Source organism: Micromonospora sediminicola (assembly GCF_900089585.1).
Lineage (GTDB): Bacteria > Actinomycetota > Actinomycetes > Mycobacteriales > Micromonosporaceae > Micromonospora > Micromonospora sediminicola.
In genome coordinates this window covers 2,179,611-2,194,843 of record NZ_FLRH01000003.1, presented here as the reverse complement: position 1 = coordinate 2,194,843, position 15,233 = coordinate 2,179,611, and the positions used below count along the sequence as shown (strand labels likewise).

The 15,233-nt window shown below is 74.2% G+C and carries 14 protein-coding genes; 5 read left to right on the top strand and 9 right to left on the bottom strand.

Annotated elements, in window-relative coordinates; genetic code table 11:
- Positions 1-334 precede the first annotated feature (334 nt).
- Positions 335-763: a cytochrome c oxidase subunit 4 gene (locus tag GA0070622_RS10940; RefSeq protein WP_091573200.1), complete on the bottom strand. Its 429-nt coding sequence runs from the start codon at positions 761-763 to the stop codon at positions 335-337.
- Positions 764-773: 10 nt separating this feature from the next.
- Positions 774-1,745, bottom strand: coding sequence for an aa3-type cytochrome oxidase subunit II (ctaC, locus tag GA0070622_RS10935; RefSeq protein ID WP_091573199.1), 972 nt, complete (start codon positions 1,743-1,745; stop codon positions 774-776).
- 172 nt (positions 1,746-1,917) lie between these two features.
- Here ctaC and GA0070622_RS10930 point away from each other — a divergent pair, with 172 nt between their 5' ends.
- Both GA0070622_RS10930 and GA0070622_RS10925 read left to right on the top strand, forming a co-directional pair.
- Positions 1,918-3,069 (top strand): cysteine desulfurase family protein, encoded by a 1,152-nt coding sequence (locus tag GA0070622_RS10930; protein WP_091573198.1) that lies wholly within the window; start codon positions 1,918-1,920, stop codon positions 3,067-3,069.
- Complete coding sequence (locus tag GA0070622_RS10925; RefSeq protein ID WP_091573197.1) at positions 3,066-3,290, top strand: sulfurtransferase TusA family protein; 225 nt, start codon at positions 3,066-3,068, stop codon at positions 3,288-3,290. Before GA0070622_RS10930 ends, GA0070622_RS10925 begins: the two co-directional genes overlap by 4 nt.
- A gap of 67 nt (positions 3,291-3,357) precedes the next feature.
- Here GA0070622_RS10925 and GA0070622_RS10920 read toward each other — a convergent pair whose 3' ends face one another.
- From GA0070622_RS10920 to GA0070622_RS10905, 4 genes are all read right to left on the bottom strand, one after another.
- Positions 3,358-3,912 (bottom strand): P-loop nucleotide/nucleoside kinase family protein, encoded by a 555-nt coding sequence (locus tag GA0070622_RS10920; protein WP_091573196.1) that lies wholly within the window; start codon positions 3,910-3,912, stop codon positions 3,358-3,360.
- The gene (locus GA0070622_RS10915; RefSeq protein ID WP_091573195.1) at positions 3,909-4,883 is read right to left on the bottom strand and encodes a carbohydrate kinase family protein; all 975 of its coding nucleotides are present in this window, start codon (positions 4,881-4,883) and stop codon (positions 3,909-3,911) included. The genes GA0070622_RS10920 and GA0070622_RS10915 overlap by 4 nt, the downstream gene beginning before the upstream one ends.
- A 196-nt stretch (positions 4,884-5,079) precedes the next feature.
- A complete protein-coding gene (erpA, locus tag GA0070622_RS10910; protein WP_091573194.1) occupies positions 5,080-5,451 on the bottom strand; it encodes an iron-sulfur cluster insertion protein ErpA in 372 nt (123 codons plus the stop codon).
- 137 nt (positions 5,452-5,588) lie between these two features.
- Positions 5,589-6,749 carry a glycerate kinase family protein gene (locus GA0070622_RS10905; protein ID WP_176710443.1) on the bottom strand — a complete coding sequence of 387 codons (1,161 nt, stop codon included), beginning with the start codon at positions 6,747-6,749 and terminating at the stop codon, positions 5,589-5,591.
- A gap of 43 nt (positions 6,750-6,792) precedes the next feature.
- Here GA0070622_RS10905 and nadA point away from each other — a divergent pair, with 43 nt between their 5' ends.
- The 3 genes from nadA (at position 6,793) to GA0070622_RS10890 (ending at position 10,213) form a co-directional block, all read left to right on the top strand.
- Positions 6,793-7,968 (top strand): quinolinate synthase NadA, encoded by a 1,176-nt coding sequence (gene nadA, locus GA0070622_RS10900; RefSeq protein WP_091577160.1) that lies wholly within the window; start codon positions 6,793-6,795, stop codon positions 7,966-7,968.
- Positions 7,969-8,181: 213 nt separating this feature from the next.
- On the top strand, positions 8,182-9,537 hold the full coding sequence (murA, locus tag GA0070622_RS10895) for a UDP-N-acetylglucosamine 1-carboxyvinyltransferase (protein ID WP_091573192.1): 1,356 nt from the start codon (positions 8,182-8,184) through the stop codon (positions 9,535-9,537).
- A 70-nt stretch (positions 9,538-9,607) separates the two neighbouring features.
- Entirely contained in the window at positions 9,608-10,213 is a 606-nt protein-coding gene (locus tag GA0070622_RS10890; protein WP_091573191.1) for a DUF3043 domain-containing protein, read from the top strand.
- A gap of 33 nt (positions 10,214-10,246) precedes the next feature.
- On the opposite strand, the gene GA0070622_RS10885 is transcribed toward GA0070622_RS10890, so the two are convergent.
- From GA0070622_RS10885 to GA0070622_RS10875, 3 genes are all read right to left on the bottom strand, one after another.
- The gene (locus GA0070622_RS10885) at positions 10,247-11,233 is read right to left on the bottom strand and encodes an ABC transporter ATP-binding protein (RefSeq protein WP_091573190.1); all 987 of its coding nucleotides are present in this window, start codon (positions 11,231-11,233) and stop codon (positions 10,247-10,249) included.
- Positions 11,230-12,048: an ABC transporter permease gene (locus tag GA0070622_RS10880; protein WP_245666178.1), complete on the bottom strand. Its 819-nt coding sequence runs from the start codon at positions 12,046-12,048 to the stop codon at positions 11,230-11,232. Before GA0070622_RS10880 ends, GA0070622_RS10885 begins: the two co-directional genes overlap by 4 nt.
- Before the next feature lie 73 nt (positions 12,049-12,121).
- Positions 12,122-12,973: an ABC transporter permease gene (locus GA0070622_RS10875; RefSeq protein ID WP_091573189.1), complete on the bottom strand. Its 852-nt coding sequence runs from the start codon at positions 12,971-12,973 to the stop codon at positions 12,122-12,124.
- Positions 12,974-15,233: the final 2,260 nt, after the last annotated feature.

Below are 15,233 nucleotides of genomic sequence, written 5' to 3'. Positions count from 1 at the left end.
CAGGGCAGGCATCGGGCGGACCGACAGGTGGCCCCAGAGTCGGCGCTGGACGAGCGCGAGGCAGGCGCGAGAGGGGCAAGCGCGAGAGGTGCGGGATCGCCCGGCCATCCCGCACCGGGCGCCACCACCCGTGTCCGGCCGAGACCTCGGCGACCTGTCGTCCACAACGAACGCCACCCCGCCGTCACCCGCCACGGAGAGCCGTCGATCATGAAGTTGGCCGGGATGAAAGGGGCGGATCGCGCCGCCAACTTCATGGTCGACGGCGCCAGAGGGGGGAACAGTCAGGCCCGCTGCCCCGGAGGGGCGGCGGGCCTGACTGGTGGTTCGGGGGTCAGTGCTCGGCGGTGCGGCGGGTGCCGGAGTAGTACTCGAAGAGCAGCCCGCAGGTGGCGAAGACGACCGCCACCATGCCCAGGCCCAGCAGCCAGAACTGCCAGAACACGAGCCCGAGGCCGGCGATCGCGGCGGCCAGGGCCAGGCCGAACGGCCAGTAGCTGCCCGGGCTGAAGAAGCCGATCTCACCGGCGCCGTCGGCGATCTCACCGTCGGCCCGGTCCTCCGGTCGCAGGTCGATCCGGCGGGAGACGAACCAGAAGAAGCCGCCGCACATCGCGCAGAGCAGGAACGAGAGCAGCAGCGCCACGGTGCCGACCCACTCGACGTGACCGTCGCTGTCGGCGTACGTCCAGGCGCCGTAGAGGACGGTCGCGCCGAGGAGGAACGTGGCGATGGTCAGGAAGATCTTCCACTCGGTCTTCATGCCGAACCCCTCAGTTTCCCGCGCCGGCCGTCGCGTCGGACGGGTTGAAGTTGTCCTTGGTGCGGCGGGTGTCGAACGGCTTCGTCTCGGTGGCGTACTCGGGCTCGCCGATCGCCTTGAGCGCGTCCTGGGTCGACTGGCCGCCCTTCTTGGCCGCCAGGAACTGCTCGTACTTCTCCGGCGAGACGACCCGCAGCTCGAAGTTCATGAAGGCGTGGTAGCTGCCGCACAGCTCGGCGCAGCGGCCGACGAACGCGCCCTCCTGGTCGATGCTGGAGACCTCGAACGTGTTGCGGACGTTGCCCGGCATCACGTCGCGCTTGAACAGCAGCTCCGGCACCCAGAACGAGTGGATGACGTCGCGGCTCTGCTCCTCGAACCGGATCGACCGGCCGCTCGGCAGCACCAGCACCGGGATGACCTCGCTGGTGCCCAGCACCGAGGCGACGGTGTTGGCGTCGCGGCCCTGGCCGTCGCGGTAGTTGAACTGCCAGTTCCACTTGAAGGCGACGACCTCGACGGTGACGTCCGGGTTCTTCGACTCCTTGTTGACGTCGGTCTGCACGACCGCCGTGTAGTAGAAGAGCACGGAGACCACGAGGATCGGCGCGATGGTGTAGAGGAACTCCATCGGCAGGTTGTAGCGGGTCTGCACCGGCAGCTCGTTGCCGCGCTTGCGGTAACGGATCACGCACCAGAAGATCAGGCCCCACACGAAGACGCCGACCGCGAGCGCCGCGATGCAGGACGCGATCCACAGGTCGTACATCCGGTGCGACTCGGGGGTGATGCCGCCCTGCGGCCAGCCGAAGCCGTCGAACGTCTTGCCGACGTCACAGCCGGTGAGCAGAACCAGCAGCGCCGCTCCGCCGAGACCGAGCCCGGCGATTCGACCAGCACCACGCCGCCGGCGCCCACCGGCCCCCGGGGAAGCGCTGTGCCGTACGGCCGACGGCCGTACCTCCGAACTCCTTGCGACCACCTGGTCCTGCCTCCCTAGCGCGCCGCGGCGATTCCGTGTTCTTGACACCGACGGCAAAGGCGTCACCGACGGTCGCAGATTACTCGACCATGGCGGGCCTGACCGTCTTGGGGTCACTGTCCGCCCCCATCGGGGGGATCTTGGGCGTACCCGAGCGATAGCGTGGAACGTCATGGACGCCTCCCCGGTCTACCTGGACGCCGCCAGCGCCGCTCCGCTCCACCCGGTGGCGCGGCAGGCGATGCTGGCCGCCCTGGACGACGGCTGGGCCGACCCGGCCCGGCTCTACGCGCCGGCCCGTCGGGCCCGCCAGCTCCTCGACGCCGCCCGGGAGGCCGCCGCACAGACGCTCGGCGTCCGCGCCGACGAGCTCTCCTTCACCCCCAGCGGTACGGCGGCGGCGCACGCCGCCGTACTCGGTGGCCTGGCCGGGCGGCGGCGGGCCGGGGCGACGCTCGTGCACTCGGCGATCGAGCACTCGGCGGTGCTGCACGCCGCGCAGCGGCATGCCGCCGGTGGGGGCGACGCGGTCGCCGTACCCGTGGACCGGCTGGGCCGGCTGGACCTGGACGCCTGGGCGGCGGCGGTGACCGCGCCCGGCGTGGCCCTCGCGGCGCTGATCGGGGCCAGCCACGAGGTGGGCACCGTGCAGCCGGTGCCCGCCGCGGCCGAGCTGTCCGCCGAGGCCGGGGTGCCGCTCTACGTGGACGCGGCGCAGCTGGTCGGCCGGGCGCCGCTGCCGGCGGGCTGGTCGGTGCTGACCGCCAGCGCGCACAAGTGGGGCGGCCCGCCCGGCGTCGGGCTGCTGGTGGTGCGCAAGGGCACCCGGTGGGAGTCGCCGTACCCGGCCGACGAGCGGGAGTCGGGGCGTACGCCGGGGGTGGTGAACCTGCCGGCGGTGGTGGCCGCGGCGGCGAGCCTGCGCGCGGCGGCGGCCGACGCGGCGGCCGAGGCGGCCCGGCTGGCGCCGCTGGTGGACCGGATCCGGACCCGGGTGGCGGCGGAGGTGCCGGACGTGGAGGTGGTCGGCGACCCGGTGGACCGGTTACCGCACCTGGTGACGTTCTCCTGCCTGTACGTGGACGGCGAGGCGCTGCTGCACGCGTTGGACCGGCGTGGCTTCGCGGTCTCCTCCGGCTCGTCCTGCACGTCCTCGACGTTGCGGCCGTCACATGTGCTGGAGGCGATGGGAGTGCTGTCGCACGGCAACGTGCGGGTGTCGCTGCACCGGGAGACCACCGAGGCGGACGTGGAGCGGTTCCTCGCCGAGCTGCCCGGGATCGTCGCGGCCCTGCGCGCCGAGGCGGGGGTGACCGACCTGTGAGCGAACCGGACGAGGTGCTCGACTGTCGGGGGCAGCGCTGCCCGCTGCCGGTGATCAATCTCGCTCGCCGGGTGCCCGGGTTGCCGGCCGGCGCGGTGGTCCGGGTGCTCGCCGACGACCCGGCCGCCGCGGTGGACATCCCGGCGTGGTGCCGGATGCGGGGGCACGAGTTCCTCGCCGCCCACCCGCACGCCGGGCCCGCCTACGACGTCCGGGTGTAAGGAGGGGCCCCTTCTTAACGCCTCCGGTAGAGCAGGGGGCCCCTTTAACGCCGGCGACGGTCGGAGCTCAGCCCAGGTAGGCGAGGATGCCGGGAAGCGGGTCGACCGCCACGGCGGTGTCGACCACCAGGCGCGGGCCGATCAGCGGCTCGTACTCGGCCCGGCGCCGCAGCGTCTGTTCCCAGGTGACGTGCTCCTCGGGCGGCCGGGCCTCGACCCGGCGGCGGTGCTCCGCCTCGTCGCCGCAGTGCACCTCGATCACCCGCAGCGGCACCCCGGCCCGCTCGGCCAGGTCGTGCCAGAGGCCGCGCGCGCTGGCGACCGGGTTCACCGCGTCGACCACGACGCTGAACCCCAGGCCGAGCTGCACCTCGGCCAGCCCGGCGACCGCGCCGTAGGCGGCCATGCCGGGCACGTCGCCGGTGAGGCCGTGGCGGCCCAGCGCCCGTTCGACCGGGTCGACCGGGAGCACCGGGGCGCGCAACGCCGCGCCGACCCGGGCGGCCAGGGTGCTCTTGCCCACGCCGGGCAGCCCGGCGAACGCGACCAGCAGCGGGCCGCCGGCACCGGCGCGGACCCCCGGGTCCACCCCGCCGCCGGCCGGGCCCGCCACGCCGGTCACAGCAGGTGCGGCCGGACGTCCTCGGCGGCCGCGTCGCCGTACGACTCGGCGAGCCGCTTCACGAACAGGTCCCGGCGGACCTCGTACTCCTGGCCGCCGAAGTTCTCCAGCACGAGCGTGGCCAGCAGGCAGCCGACCTGGGCCGCGCGCTCCAGGCCGACGCCCCAGTCGAGCGCGGCGAAGAAGCCGGCCCGGAAGCCGTCGCCGACGCCGGTCGGGTCGACCGCCTGGATCTCCCGCGCGATCGGCACCCGGATGGTGCCGACCTCCCGGCCGGCGATCTCCACGCCCTGCTTGCCCAGCGTGGTGACCCGCACCTTCACCCGGTCCAGCAGCTGCTCGTCGGTGAGACCGGCCTTGCTCTGCAGCAGCGACCGCTCGTACTCGTTGGTCATCAGGTAGTCGGCGCCGTCGATCAGGCCGAGCACGTCCGCGCCGTCCATCCGGGCGAGCTGCTGCGACGGGTCGGCGACGAAGGAGTAGCCGCGGTCGCGGCACTCGGCGGAGTGCCGGATCATCGCGGCCGGGTCGTTGGCGCTGACCAGCACCAGGTCCAGCCCGCCGAGCCGCTGCGCGACCGGGGACAGCTCGATGTTGCGGGCCTCGCTCATCGCGCCGGCGTAGAAGGAGGCGATCTGGCACATGTCGGTGTCGGTGGTGCAGACGAAGCGGGCCGTGTGCGCCACCTCGCTGACGTGCACCGAGTCGCAGTCCACGCCGTGCCGCTCCAGCCAGGAGCGGTAGTCGGCGAAGTCCGCGCCGACGGCGCCGAGGAGCACCGGTCGCAGCCCGAGCTGGGCCATGCCGAACGCGATGTTGGCGGCGGTGCCACCGCGCCGCAGCACCAGCTCGTCGACGAGGAAGGACAGCGAGACCTTGTCGAGCTGGTCGGCGATGAGCTGGTCGGCGAAGCGGCCGGGGAAGCTCATCAGGTGGTCGGTCGCGATCGAGCCGGTCACGGCGATCTTCATGTCAACCCTCGTGGTCGGGAGCACGGCGCGGTCAGCCTACCGGTCGGTCCGGTCGCCCGGACGGCGGTCGGCCGCCGACCGGTCGCTCCCCGCACATCCGGACGTCACCGCAGGGACACCCACCGGTACGACGAAACGGCGGGACCGCCCCGTCCGGGGTGGTCCCGCCGTTTCCGGTCGAGTAGGGCCCGCCGACTCAGCTGAAGGAGTCGCCGCAGGCGCAGGAGTTGCCGGCGTTCGGGTTGTCGATGGTGAAGCCCTGGGCGTCGATCCGGTCGGCGAAGTCGATGGTGGCGCCGGCCAGGTAGGGGGCGCTCATCCGGTCGACGACGACCTCGACACCGCCGAAGTCGGTGACGACGTCACCGTCGAGCGACCGCTCGTCGAAGAAGAGCTGGTACCGCAGGCCGGAGCAGCCACCCGGCTGCACGGCGACCCGGAGCCGCAGGTCGTCGCGGCCCTCCTGCTCGATCAGGGCCTTGACCTTCTGCGCCGCGACGTCGGTGAGGACGACGGTGCTGGGGGCCTGCGTGGCCTCGGTCGACTCGGTCTGCGCTGGCGTGGTCACGTGGAAGTCTCCCTGCGCGGTATGAGGTCCGGACGTACTGGCCAACGCCGCACGTCCGCCAGTATTCCCGGTGGTCCGTCTCCGATCGTACGCCGCTGCCGGCGTGACCACCCGGCGGCGTGACCAGCGGAACGCGCTCAGCGGCTCCACTGGCCGGCCAGGCGGGCCCCGAGCGCCCGCAGCCCCTCGGCCGGGCGCTCCATCGCCGCGGCCACTCCCCCGCGCTCCTCGCCGCCGAAGTGCTCGACCAGGCTGTGCGCCTCGGTCACGCCGGCCGCGGCGGCTTCCCGCCGGCCGGTGCTCACCCGTCCCGCCAGCACCACGCAGGGCACGCCGCGGTCGCGAGCCGCGCCGGCCACGCCGGCGACCACCTTGCCGCGCAGCGACTGGTGGTCGAACGAGCCCTCGCCGGTGACCACCAGGTCGGCGGTGTCCAGCGCGCTGTCCAGGTCGACCGCCCGGGTGACCAGCCCGATGCCCGACTCACACCGGCCGCCCAGTGCCAGCACCGCCGCGCCGAGTCCGCCGGCCGCGCCGCCGCCGGGCAGCGCGCCGAGCCCGGACGGGCAGTCGGGCAGCCGCTCGACCAGCACGTCGGCCCAGCGCTCCAGCGCGGCGTCGAGCAGCAGCACGTCCGCCCGGGTGGCGCCCTTCTGCGGCCCGAAGACGCTGCTCGCGCCGTGCAGCCCGAGCAGCGGGTTGTCCACGTCGGTGGCGGCGACCAGCGCCGCGCCGCGCAGTCGGGGAGCGCCGTCGAGCCCGGCCACGGCCGCGAGCGCCGCGCCGCCGTACGGGAGGGCCCGGCCGGCCCCGTCGAGCGCTGTCACGCCGAGCGGGACGAGCATGCCGGCGCCCCCGTCGTTGGTGGCCGACCCGCCCAGCCCGACCACCACGGTCCGGGCGCCCGCCTCGACCGCGGCGGCGACGAGCAGGCCCAGCCCGTACGAGGTGGTGGCCTTGGGGTCGCGCTCGGCGGGCGACAGCAGGTGCAGGCCGCACGCCTGCGCGCTCTCCAGGTAGGCCACGCCGTCGTCGGTGAGCAGGATCTCACCGGCGGCCGGGCGGCCCAGCGGGTCGACCGTGGGCACTGGCAGCCGGCGTCCCCCGAGCGCCTCGGCGAGCACGGCGACGCACCCGGGCCCGCCGTCGGCGAGGGGTCGCAGCAGCAGTTCGTCGTCGGGGGCGACGCTCCGCCAGCCCTCGGCCACCGCGGCGGCGACCTCCGGGGCCGGCAGCGTGCCGGCGAACTTGTCCGGGCAGATCAGCACGCGCATGCCGAGCAGTGTGGCAGGCCACATCGGCGGCGGCTGCGCGGCGGCCGGGCTGTGGGACCATGGGGTCGTGACTTCGACCTGGGTTGAGCCCTCCAACACCGCCACTGCGCTGCTGCTCCTCGGCCGCGGCAGCGACCCCGCCACCGAGCGTGGCGTGGAGTGTCCGGGTGACCTCCCCGCGCCGAGCGACCCCGACCTGGTGGCCCGCGCGGCGGCGGCGAAGGCCGCGCTCGGCACGAAGGTGTTCGTGCTGGGCCACCACTACCAGCGCGACGAGGTGATCCAGTTCGCCGACGTGACCGGCGACTCGTTCAAGCTGGCCCGGGAGGCCGCGGCCCGGCCCGACGCGGAGTACATCGTCTTCTGCGGTGTGCACTTCATGGCCGAGAGCGCCGACATCCTCACCTCGGACGCGCAGAAGGTGATCCTGCCCGACCTGGCCGCCGGCTGCTCGATGGCGGACATGGCGGTGCTGACGCAGGTCGAGGCCGCCTGGGACACGCTGACCGACCTGGGTGTCGCCGCCGACACGGTCCCGGTGACCTACATGAACTCCTCGGCCGACATCAAGGGTTTCGTCGGCCGCAACGGCGGCGTGGTGTGCACCTCGTCCAACGCCAAGCGCGCCCTGGACTGGGCGTTCGAGCAGGGCCGCAAGGTGCTGTTCCTGCCCGACCAGCACCTGGGCCGCAACACGGCGGTGCTGGAGATGGGCTTCTCGCTGGACGACTGCGTGCTCTACGACCCGCACAAGCCGGGCGGCGGGCTGACCCCGGAGCAGGTGCGCGACGCGAAGATGATCCTGTGGCGCGGGCACTGCTCGGTGCACGGCCGCTTCACGCTGGACAGCGTGAACGACGTGCGGGCCCGGGTGCCCGGCGTCAACGTGCTGGTGCACCCGGAGTGCCGGCACGAGGTCGTCACCGCCGCCGACCTGGTGGGCTCGACCGAGTTCATCATCTCCACGATCGAGGCGGCCCCGGCCGGCTCGGCGTGGGCGGTGGGCACGGAGCTGAACCTGGTCCGCCGGCTCGCGCTGGCCCACCCGGACAAGCAGATCATGTTCCTCGACCGGGCGGTCTGCTACTGCTCGACGATGAACCGGATCGACCTGCCGCACCTGGTCTGGGCGCTGGAGGAGCTGGTCGCGGGCCGCGTGGTCAACCAGATCACCGTCGACCCCGACACCGCCCGACACGCCCGGACGGCGCTGGACCAGATGCTCGCCCTGCCGGGGGTCTGATCACCGTAGGTCACCCTGCTGGCACGGAAACGCACCGGACACCCCGGTTCGTGCCCTCGCTGGCGATGTGACCGATTCCATTCTCGTCACGGAGGGCTATGCTGCCGGGGCGACGACACACGCGGGCCGTTTTTCGATGACCGCGATTCGGGTAGCGATGTACTTCGCAGACCCCTCACCTACACGGCAGCACCCAACGCGCTGGAGGTTGCGTTGACCGACGACGTCCTGGTCGTACACGGAGGCACTCCGCTCGAAGGGCGGATCCGCGTGCGCGGCGCGAAGAACCTCGTGTCCAAGGCGATGGTCGCCGCCCTGCTCGGCGACACACCCAGCCGACTGTTCGACGTGCCGCGGATCCGCGACGTCGAGGTGGTCCGCGGGCTGCTCGGCCTGCACGGGGTGAAGGTGACCGACGGCACCGAGGACGGCGAGCTGGTCTTCGACCCGTCCAACGTCGAGAGCGCCAGCACCGACCAGATCAACGTGCACGCCGGGTCCAGCCGGATCCCGATCCTGTTCTGCGGCCCGCTGCTGCACCGCCTCGGCCACGCGTTCATCCCCGACCTGGGCGGCTGCCACATCGGCCCCCGCCCGATCGACTTCCACCTCCAGGCGCTGCGCGAGTTCGGCGCCACGGTCGAGAAGACCCCCGAGGGACTGCACCTGTCCGCGCCCAACGGGCTGCACGGCACCAAGTTCGCCCTGCCGTACCCGAGCGTGGGGGCCACCGAGCAGGTGCTGCTCACCGCCGTGATGGCCGAGGGCGTCACCGAGCTGCGCAACGCGGCGGTCGAGCCCGAGATCATCGACCTGATCTGCATCCTGCAGAAGATGGGCGCGATCATCAAGGTCCACACCGACCGGGTGATCGAGATCCAGGGCGTCAAGAAGCTGCACGGCTACACCCACCGGCCGATCCCGGACCGGATCGAGGCGGCCAGCTGGGCGGCGGCGGCGCTGGCGACCCGGGGCCACGTCGAGGTCCTCGGCGCGCAGCAGGCCGACATGATGACCTTCCTGAACATCTTCCGGTCGGTCGGCGGCGAGTACGAGGTCACCGACGCCCGGCCGCCGAAGCTCGGCGACCCGGGCCAGGAGGGCGGCATCCGGTTCTGGCACCCGGGCGGCGAGCTGAACGCGGTCGCGCTGGAGACCGACGTGCACCCCGGCTTCATGACCGACTGGCAGCAGCCGCTGGTGGTCGCGCTCACCCAGGCCCGGGGCCTGTCGATCGTCCACGAGACGGTCTACGAGCAGCGGCTCGGCTACACCGAGGCGCTGAACACGATGGGCGCCAACATCCAGGTCTACCGGGACTGCCTCGGCGGCACCCCGTGCCGCTTCGGCCGGCGCAACTTCAAGCACTCCGCGGTGATCGCCGGCCCGAGCAAGCTGCACGCGGCCGACCTGGTCATCCCGGACCTGCGGGCCGGCTTCAGCCACCTCATCGCGGCGCTGGCCGCCGAGGGCACCTCCAGGGTGTACGGCGTCGACCTGATCAACCGCGGCTACGAGGACTTCGAGGCCAAGCTGGCCGACCTCGGCGCGCACGTCGAGCGCCCCTGATCACGCTTTCTCCGTCGGCCCGGTGCACCGCGTGTGCACCGGGCCGACGCGTTTGGCTACCCTTGCCGGCGTGCCGTCGTTGTTTCGTCGCAAGTCAGCCGACCTCGTCGAGGAGTCCGTCACCCCGGTGACGACCGACGAGGAGTCCTCCGCCCGTCCCCGGGGCTACACGCCCAGCAAGAAGGAACTCGGGCAGACCACTCCGAAGCGCCCCGCCGCCGGTCGCCGTCCGGCCGCCCCGGCCCGCGCGCTGACCAAGGAGGAGGCCCGGGAGCAGCGCCGCGCGGCGCGCGCCGAGGCCGCGGCCGAGTTCCGTCGCGAGGGTGGCCCGCGCGACCGGGGCCCGGAGCGGCTGCTGGCCCGCAACGTGGTCGACTCCCGGCGTACGGTCGGCACCTGGTTCTTCGGCGGCGCGCTGATCGTGCTGGTCGGCTCCAACCAGGCCATGCCGCCGCAGGTGCGACTGGTGTCGAACCTGCTCTGGGGCGCGCTGGCCCTCGGCGTGCTGATCGACTCCGTGCTGATCGCCCGGAAGATCAAGAAGCTGGTCCGCGAGCGCTTCCCGAAGAGCACCGAGAAGCTGGGGTCGCTCTACTTCTACGCGATCATGCGGTCGATCACGTTCCGCAAGATGCGCGCCCCCGCCCCCCGGGTCGACATCGGCGACAAGGTCTGACCGGCGCGCACGCGTGTTAAGCGGGGCCGCTTCCTATACGCCAGGCGTTAAGAGGGGGCCCTTCCTTTCACTGCGGTAGAGCCGGGCGACGACCTCCTCGATGTCCGGCTCGACGATCGAGATGTCCCGCAACGTGGCCAGGCCGGCGAGCCCCGCCACCACCTCCGCCACGCTCGCCGCCTCCAGCGCGAAGACCAGCCGCCGGCCGTCCGCCTCCACCCGGTGCACCGGCGCGCCGGGCAGCGCCGGCGGCTCCGGCAGCGCGGCGTCCAGTTCGGCGACCACCATCCGGCGCGACCCGTACCGGCGGTGCAGCTCGGCGATCGAGCCGTCGTGCACCACCCGCCCGTGGTCGATCACGACCAGCCGACGGCAGAGCCGTTCGATGTCGGCCAGGTCGTGCGTGGTGAGCACCAGTGTGATGTCGCCGGCCCGGCCCAGCTCGGCCAGGAAGCCGCGGACCGCCTGCTTGCTCACCACGTCCAGCCCGATGGTGGGCTCGTCCAGGAAGAGCACCTCCGGGCCGTGCAGCAGCGCGGCGGTCAGCTCGCCGCGCATCCGTTGGCCGAGGGAGAGCTGCCGGACCGGGGTGTCCAGGAACGCGTCCAGGTCGAGCAGGTCCCGGCAGCGGGCCAGCCGGGCGGCGTGCGCGGCGGCCGGTACCCGGTAGACGTGCCGCAGCAGGTCGAACGAGTCCCGCAGCGGCAGGTCCCACCAGAGCTGCGAGCGCTGCCCGAACACCACCCCGATACGCAACGCCAACCGGGTCCGGTCGGCCACCGGCCGCAGCCCGCAGACCCGGGCGTGGCCCGCCGACGGCATCAGCACCCCGGTCAGCATCTTCAGCGTGGTCGACTTCCCGGCGCCGTTGGGCCCGATGTAGCCGAGCATCTCGCCGCGCTCCACCCGCAGGTCGACCCCGTCGACAGCGGTCACCGTCCGCCTCTCGCGGCGCAGCGCCCCGGCCCTGACCCGGACCGTGAACTCCTTGCGCAGCCCGTCCGTCTCGATGACGTTCATGACCCCGTACTCCGGTAGTGACGGATCCCGACCCGCCAGGCCAGGGCGGCGACCGCCGCCGCGACCAGCGCGACGCCCGGCGAGGCCCACCCCACCCAGGGCGGCAGGCCGAGCGGGTCGGCGCGGCCGAGCAGCGCCAGCGCCGGGTGGTAACTTACGAAGGCGAACCCCATCCCGTACGCGAACAGCGCGCGGAACCAGCCGCCGTAGACGGTGACCGGGTACGAGGTGAAGTCGCGCCCCCCGTAGGTCACCGAGTTGGCCATCTCCCCCGAGTCGACCCAGTAGAACGACACCGTGGCGGTGGTGACGAAGACCGACGCGAAGAACACCACAGCGGCCGGCGGGGCGACCACGGCCAGCGCCACCCGGCCCGGGGTCCAGTCGATCCCCGCCGAGGCGAGCGCGTACAGCAGCACGGCCAGCCCGAACACGGCCCGGGACACCTTGCGCAGCGGCAGGTCCATCAGCAGCAGCTGGGGCAACGCCGCGAGCGGGCGGACCAGCACGGCGTCGAACAGGCCGGTGCGGACGTACCGGGGCAGCCGTTCGATGTTGCCGACCAGCAGGTCGGCGGCGGCGAAGCCGCACGACGACAGCCCGACCACGACGAGCGTCTCGCGCAGCGTGAACCCGCCCAGCTCACGGGTCACCCCGAAGATCACCAGGACGGTGACCACGTCGAACACGGTCGCACCCAGGTTGCCGACCAGGTCCACCACGAACGAGGTGCGGTAGGCGGCCTGCGAGCGGGCCTGCGCCCCGAGCAGCGCCCGGTACGCCCGCAGCGCGCCTCCGGCGCCAGCCTCAGCCACCCTGGGCGCGCTGTCGCGCTCAGCCACCCTGGGCGCGCTCTCGCGCTCAGCCACCCTGGGCGCGCTCTCGCGCTCAGCCACCCTGCACCACCAGGCGGCGCTCGGCACGGCGCTGGACCAGCCGGCAGAGCGCCAGCAGCAGCACCGCCCAGACCAGTTGCAGCCCGACCAGGCCGAGACCGGTCGACATCGGCTCGCGCTCGACCAGGACGTCCAGCGGAACCTGCAGGATGCTGGGGAACGGGGTGGCGTACCGCAGGGCCGCCTCCAGCCAGCCGGGGAGGAAGCCCAGCGGGAAGTAGAGCCCGGCCAGCACGCCCGAGCCGAGCGTCCAGAGGATCATCGGACCGCGGACGTCCTGGAGCCAGTAGGCGGTGGCGTTGACCAGGTAGCGGCAGCCGAAGCAGACCACCACGGCGAGCAGCGTGGAGAGCAGGAACAACGGCACGGTGGCCCAGTGCCGGGGCAGGTAGACGGCGAAGAAGAGCGGGCCGACCACCAGCGGCGGCACCAGCCGGGCCAGCGCGGCGAACCCGGCCCGGCCGAGGTCGATCGCGAGGTAGCTGGTCACCGGGTGCACCGGCCGCAGCAGGTCGGCGGCCACCTCGCCGGTGCGGATCCGGTCGGCCAGATCGGTCCACCCCCAGATGGCGATCACCGCCAGCAGACCCTGCCCGGCCCAGACGAACGTGGCGAGCTGCGCCCGGTCGTAACCGGCCACGGTGCCGGCCGCGCCGGTCGCGGCGAGGAAGATGTAGCAGCGCAGGAAGCCGAACACGGTGTTGGTGACGACGCCCGCCACCGCGGCCTGGCGATAGGTCGCGTACCGGCGGAAGCCGGCCGCCACTATCGCGCCGAATGTCCGAAACCATGGGGTAACGTGTGCGTCCGTGGGTGGTCCCACAGTGGCGGTGACCGAGCCCACGCCGTTACCCTCCTTCCGCAGCCACGACGTGCTGGACCGGGCGACTCTACCGGCACGTCCGGCGCCCAGCGCGACAATTTCCAACGAGGTGACACCGCCGTGAGCGAGCGACGCGAGCCGGCCCCGGGGCCGCGCCGCGCGAGCGGCGGGAGGGGCTGCCGATGAGTGGCTGGGGCAGCTGGCGCGAGCCGGCCGAACCGGCCTGGGCCGCCGAGCCCACCCACGAATGGGAGCCGCAGTTCCCCGGACAGCGCTACCCCGGCGACATCGGCCTCGAGAACCTGACGCCTCCGCCCCGCCGTCGCGCCGTGGTCGGACGCGCCGAGGTACGCCCGGTCAGTCCCGCTCCGGGTGTCGAGCACCCGGTCAGCCCCGCCGCTTCCCGCCCCGACGACGCGTACCCGGTGAGCCCTGCGAGCCCGCGTGGCTCGTACCCGGTCAGCCCCGCCGGACCGCGTGAGGCCCGTCCGACCAGCCCCGCCGGACCGCGTGGTACCTACCCGGTCAGCCCCGCCGGGCCGCGCGGCACCTACCCGGTCAGTCCCGCCGGGCCGCGCGAGGCCTATCCGCTCAGCCCTGCCGGACCGCGCGAGGCCTATCCGCTCAGCCCTGCCGGACCGCGCGAGGCCTACCCGCTCAGCTCCGCCGGCCCGGACGGGCGTCGTGCGTCGTACCCGGTGAGTCCGGCCGCCGCGGACGGTTCGCGCGGGTCGCACCCCGGCGGCGCGGGGCCGCGCGACCGGAACGGTCGTCCGGACGGACCGGGCCCGGACGACCGGCGGCCCTGGCCCGAGGAGCGGCACCGGCCCGGCCCGGAGCGCGCCGACCAGCGGTGGGTACGTCCCGCCGCGGCGTCGCACCGACCGGCCCCGCCCGGATCCGAGCCGGGCTGGGTGCCGGAGCCGAACGAGGTACCGCACGCCGGCCCGGGCTGGTCCGAGCGCCGTCGCCCGGTGGACGGCCGACGTGTCCCCGCCGACGGCCACGAGGCCACCCCGGACGGTCGCCGCGGTCCGGCGTCCGACCCGCGTCGGGACGCCCTCCCCCACGGCCACCGGGAGGCGTCCCTCGACGGTCGACGTGAGGCCGGTCCCGGTCGGCCGGTCGACCGGCGGGACCATCCGATGGCGTCGCCGGAGCGGGACGGCCGCGACGGTTGGCGTGACCCCGGGGCCCGTCCCCCGGCCGAGTGGCGCGAGCCGGCGGGGAGCCGGTGGGACGACGGCGCGCCGCGCCGGGATGCCGCCGCGTACCCCGAGACCCACCGCCAGGCGCCCGAGTGCGGGCGCCCCCGCACCGAGCCCGACCGGTACGGCCCTCCGCGCCCCGGCGCCGACCAGCGGTGGGACGGGCAGCGCCCGCCCGCCGACCGGGCCCGATCCCATCAGGGCGAGTGGCCGGTCGTCGAGCCGCGTCCACGTGTCGAGCCCGCCGCCTACCGGCCCGACGAGCGGCACCGCCCGCCGGTGGCCCGCCCGACGCCGCCCGGATACCCGGTCCAGCCCGTGGACGGCGCACGCCCCGACGGTCGCCGCCCCGACCAGCCCGGCGCCGGCCGCCCCGAACCGCGGGAGGTCCGGCCGCCCGCCGTGGACGCCCGTCCCGGTCAGGCCACCCCGCGTCCGGAACCACGCGACGCGCGACCGCCCGCCGTGGAAGGCCGCCCCGGCCCGGCCGGCACCCGCCCGGACCCACGCGACCCTCGGTCCCCCGCCGTGGACGCCCGCCCCGGTCAGCCCGGCACCCGCCCGGAGCCACGCGACCCTCGGTCCCCGGCCGTGGACGCCCGCGCCGCTCAGCCCGGCACCCGCCCGGAGGCACGGGATTCCCGGCCGCCGGCCACCTCGGGCCGGCCCGGGTCCGGCCGACCGCAGCCGGAGCAGGACGGCAGACGGCCCGACGTCGCCGCGAGCGCCGAGTACCGGCCCCGGTCCGAGCAGTGGCCGGCACGGCCGGACGGGCATCCGTCGACCCGTGTCCCCGACGCCCGGGGCGCGGCTCCGGTCGAGCCCGACGCTCGCACCCGCCCCGACGACGCCCGACCCCGGCCCGCCGCGGTACGGCCGGAGGGGATCAGGCCGACGGCAGCACCGGTCCGCCCCGGCGAGGGGACCACCGTGTCCGGCGCCGAGAACGTGCCGACACGTCCCGTACCGCCGACGCGTCCGGAGGACCCGCACCGGTCGGTGGGACCGGGACGCTACGACGAGGCCCGTCGTCCCGCCGCCGCCGAGCCCGACCGGCGGGTGTCCGCCGGCCC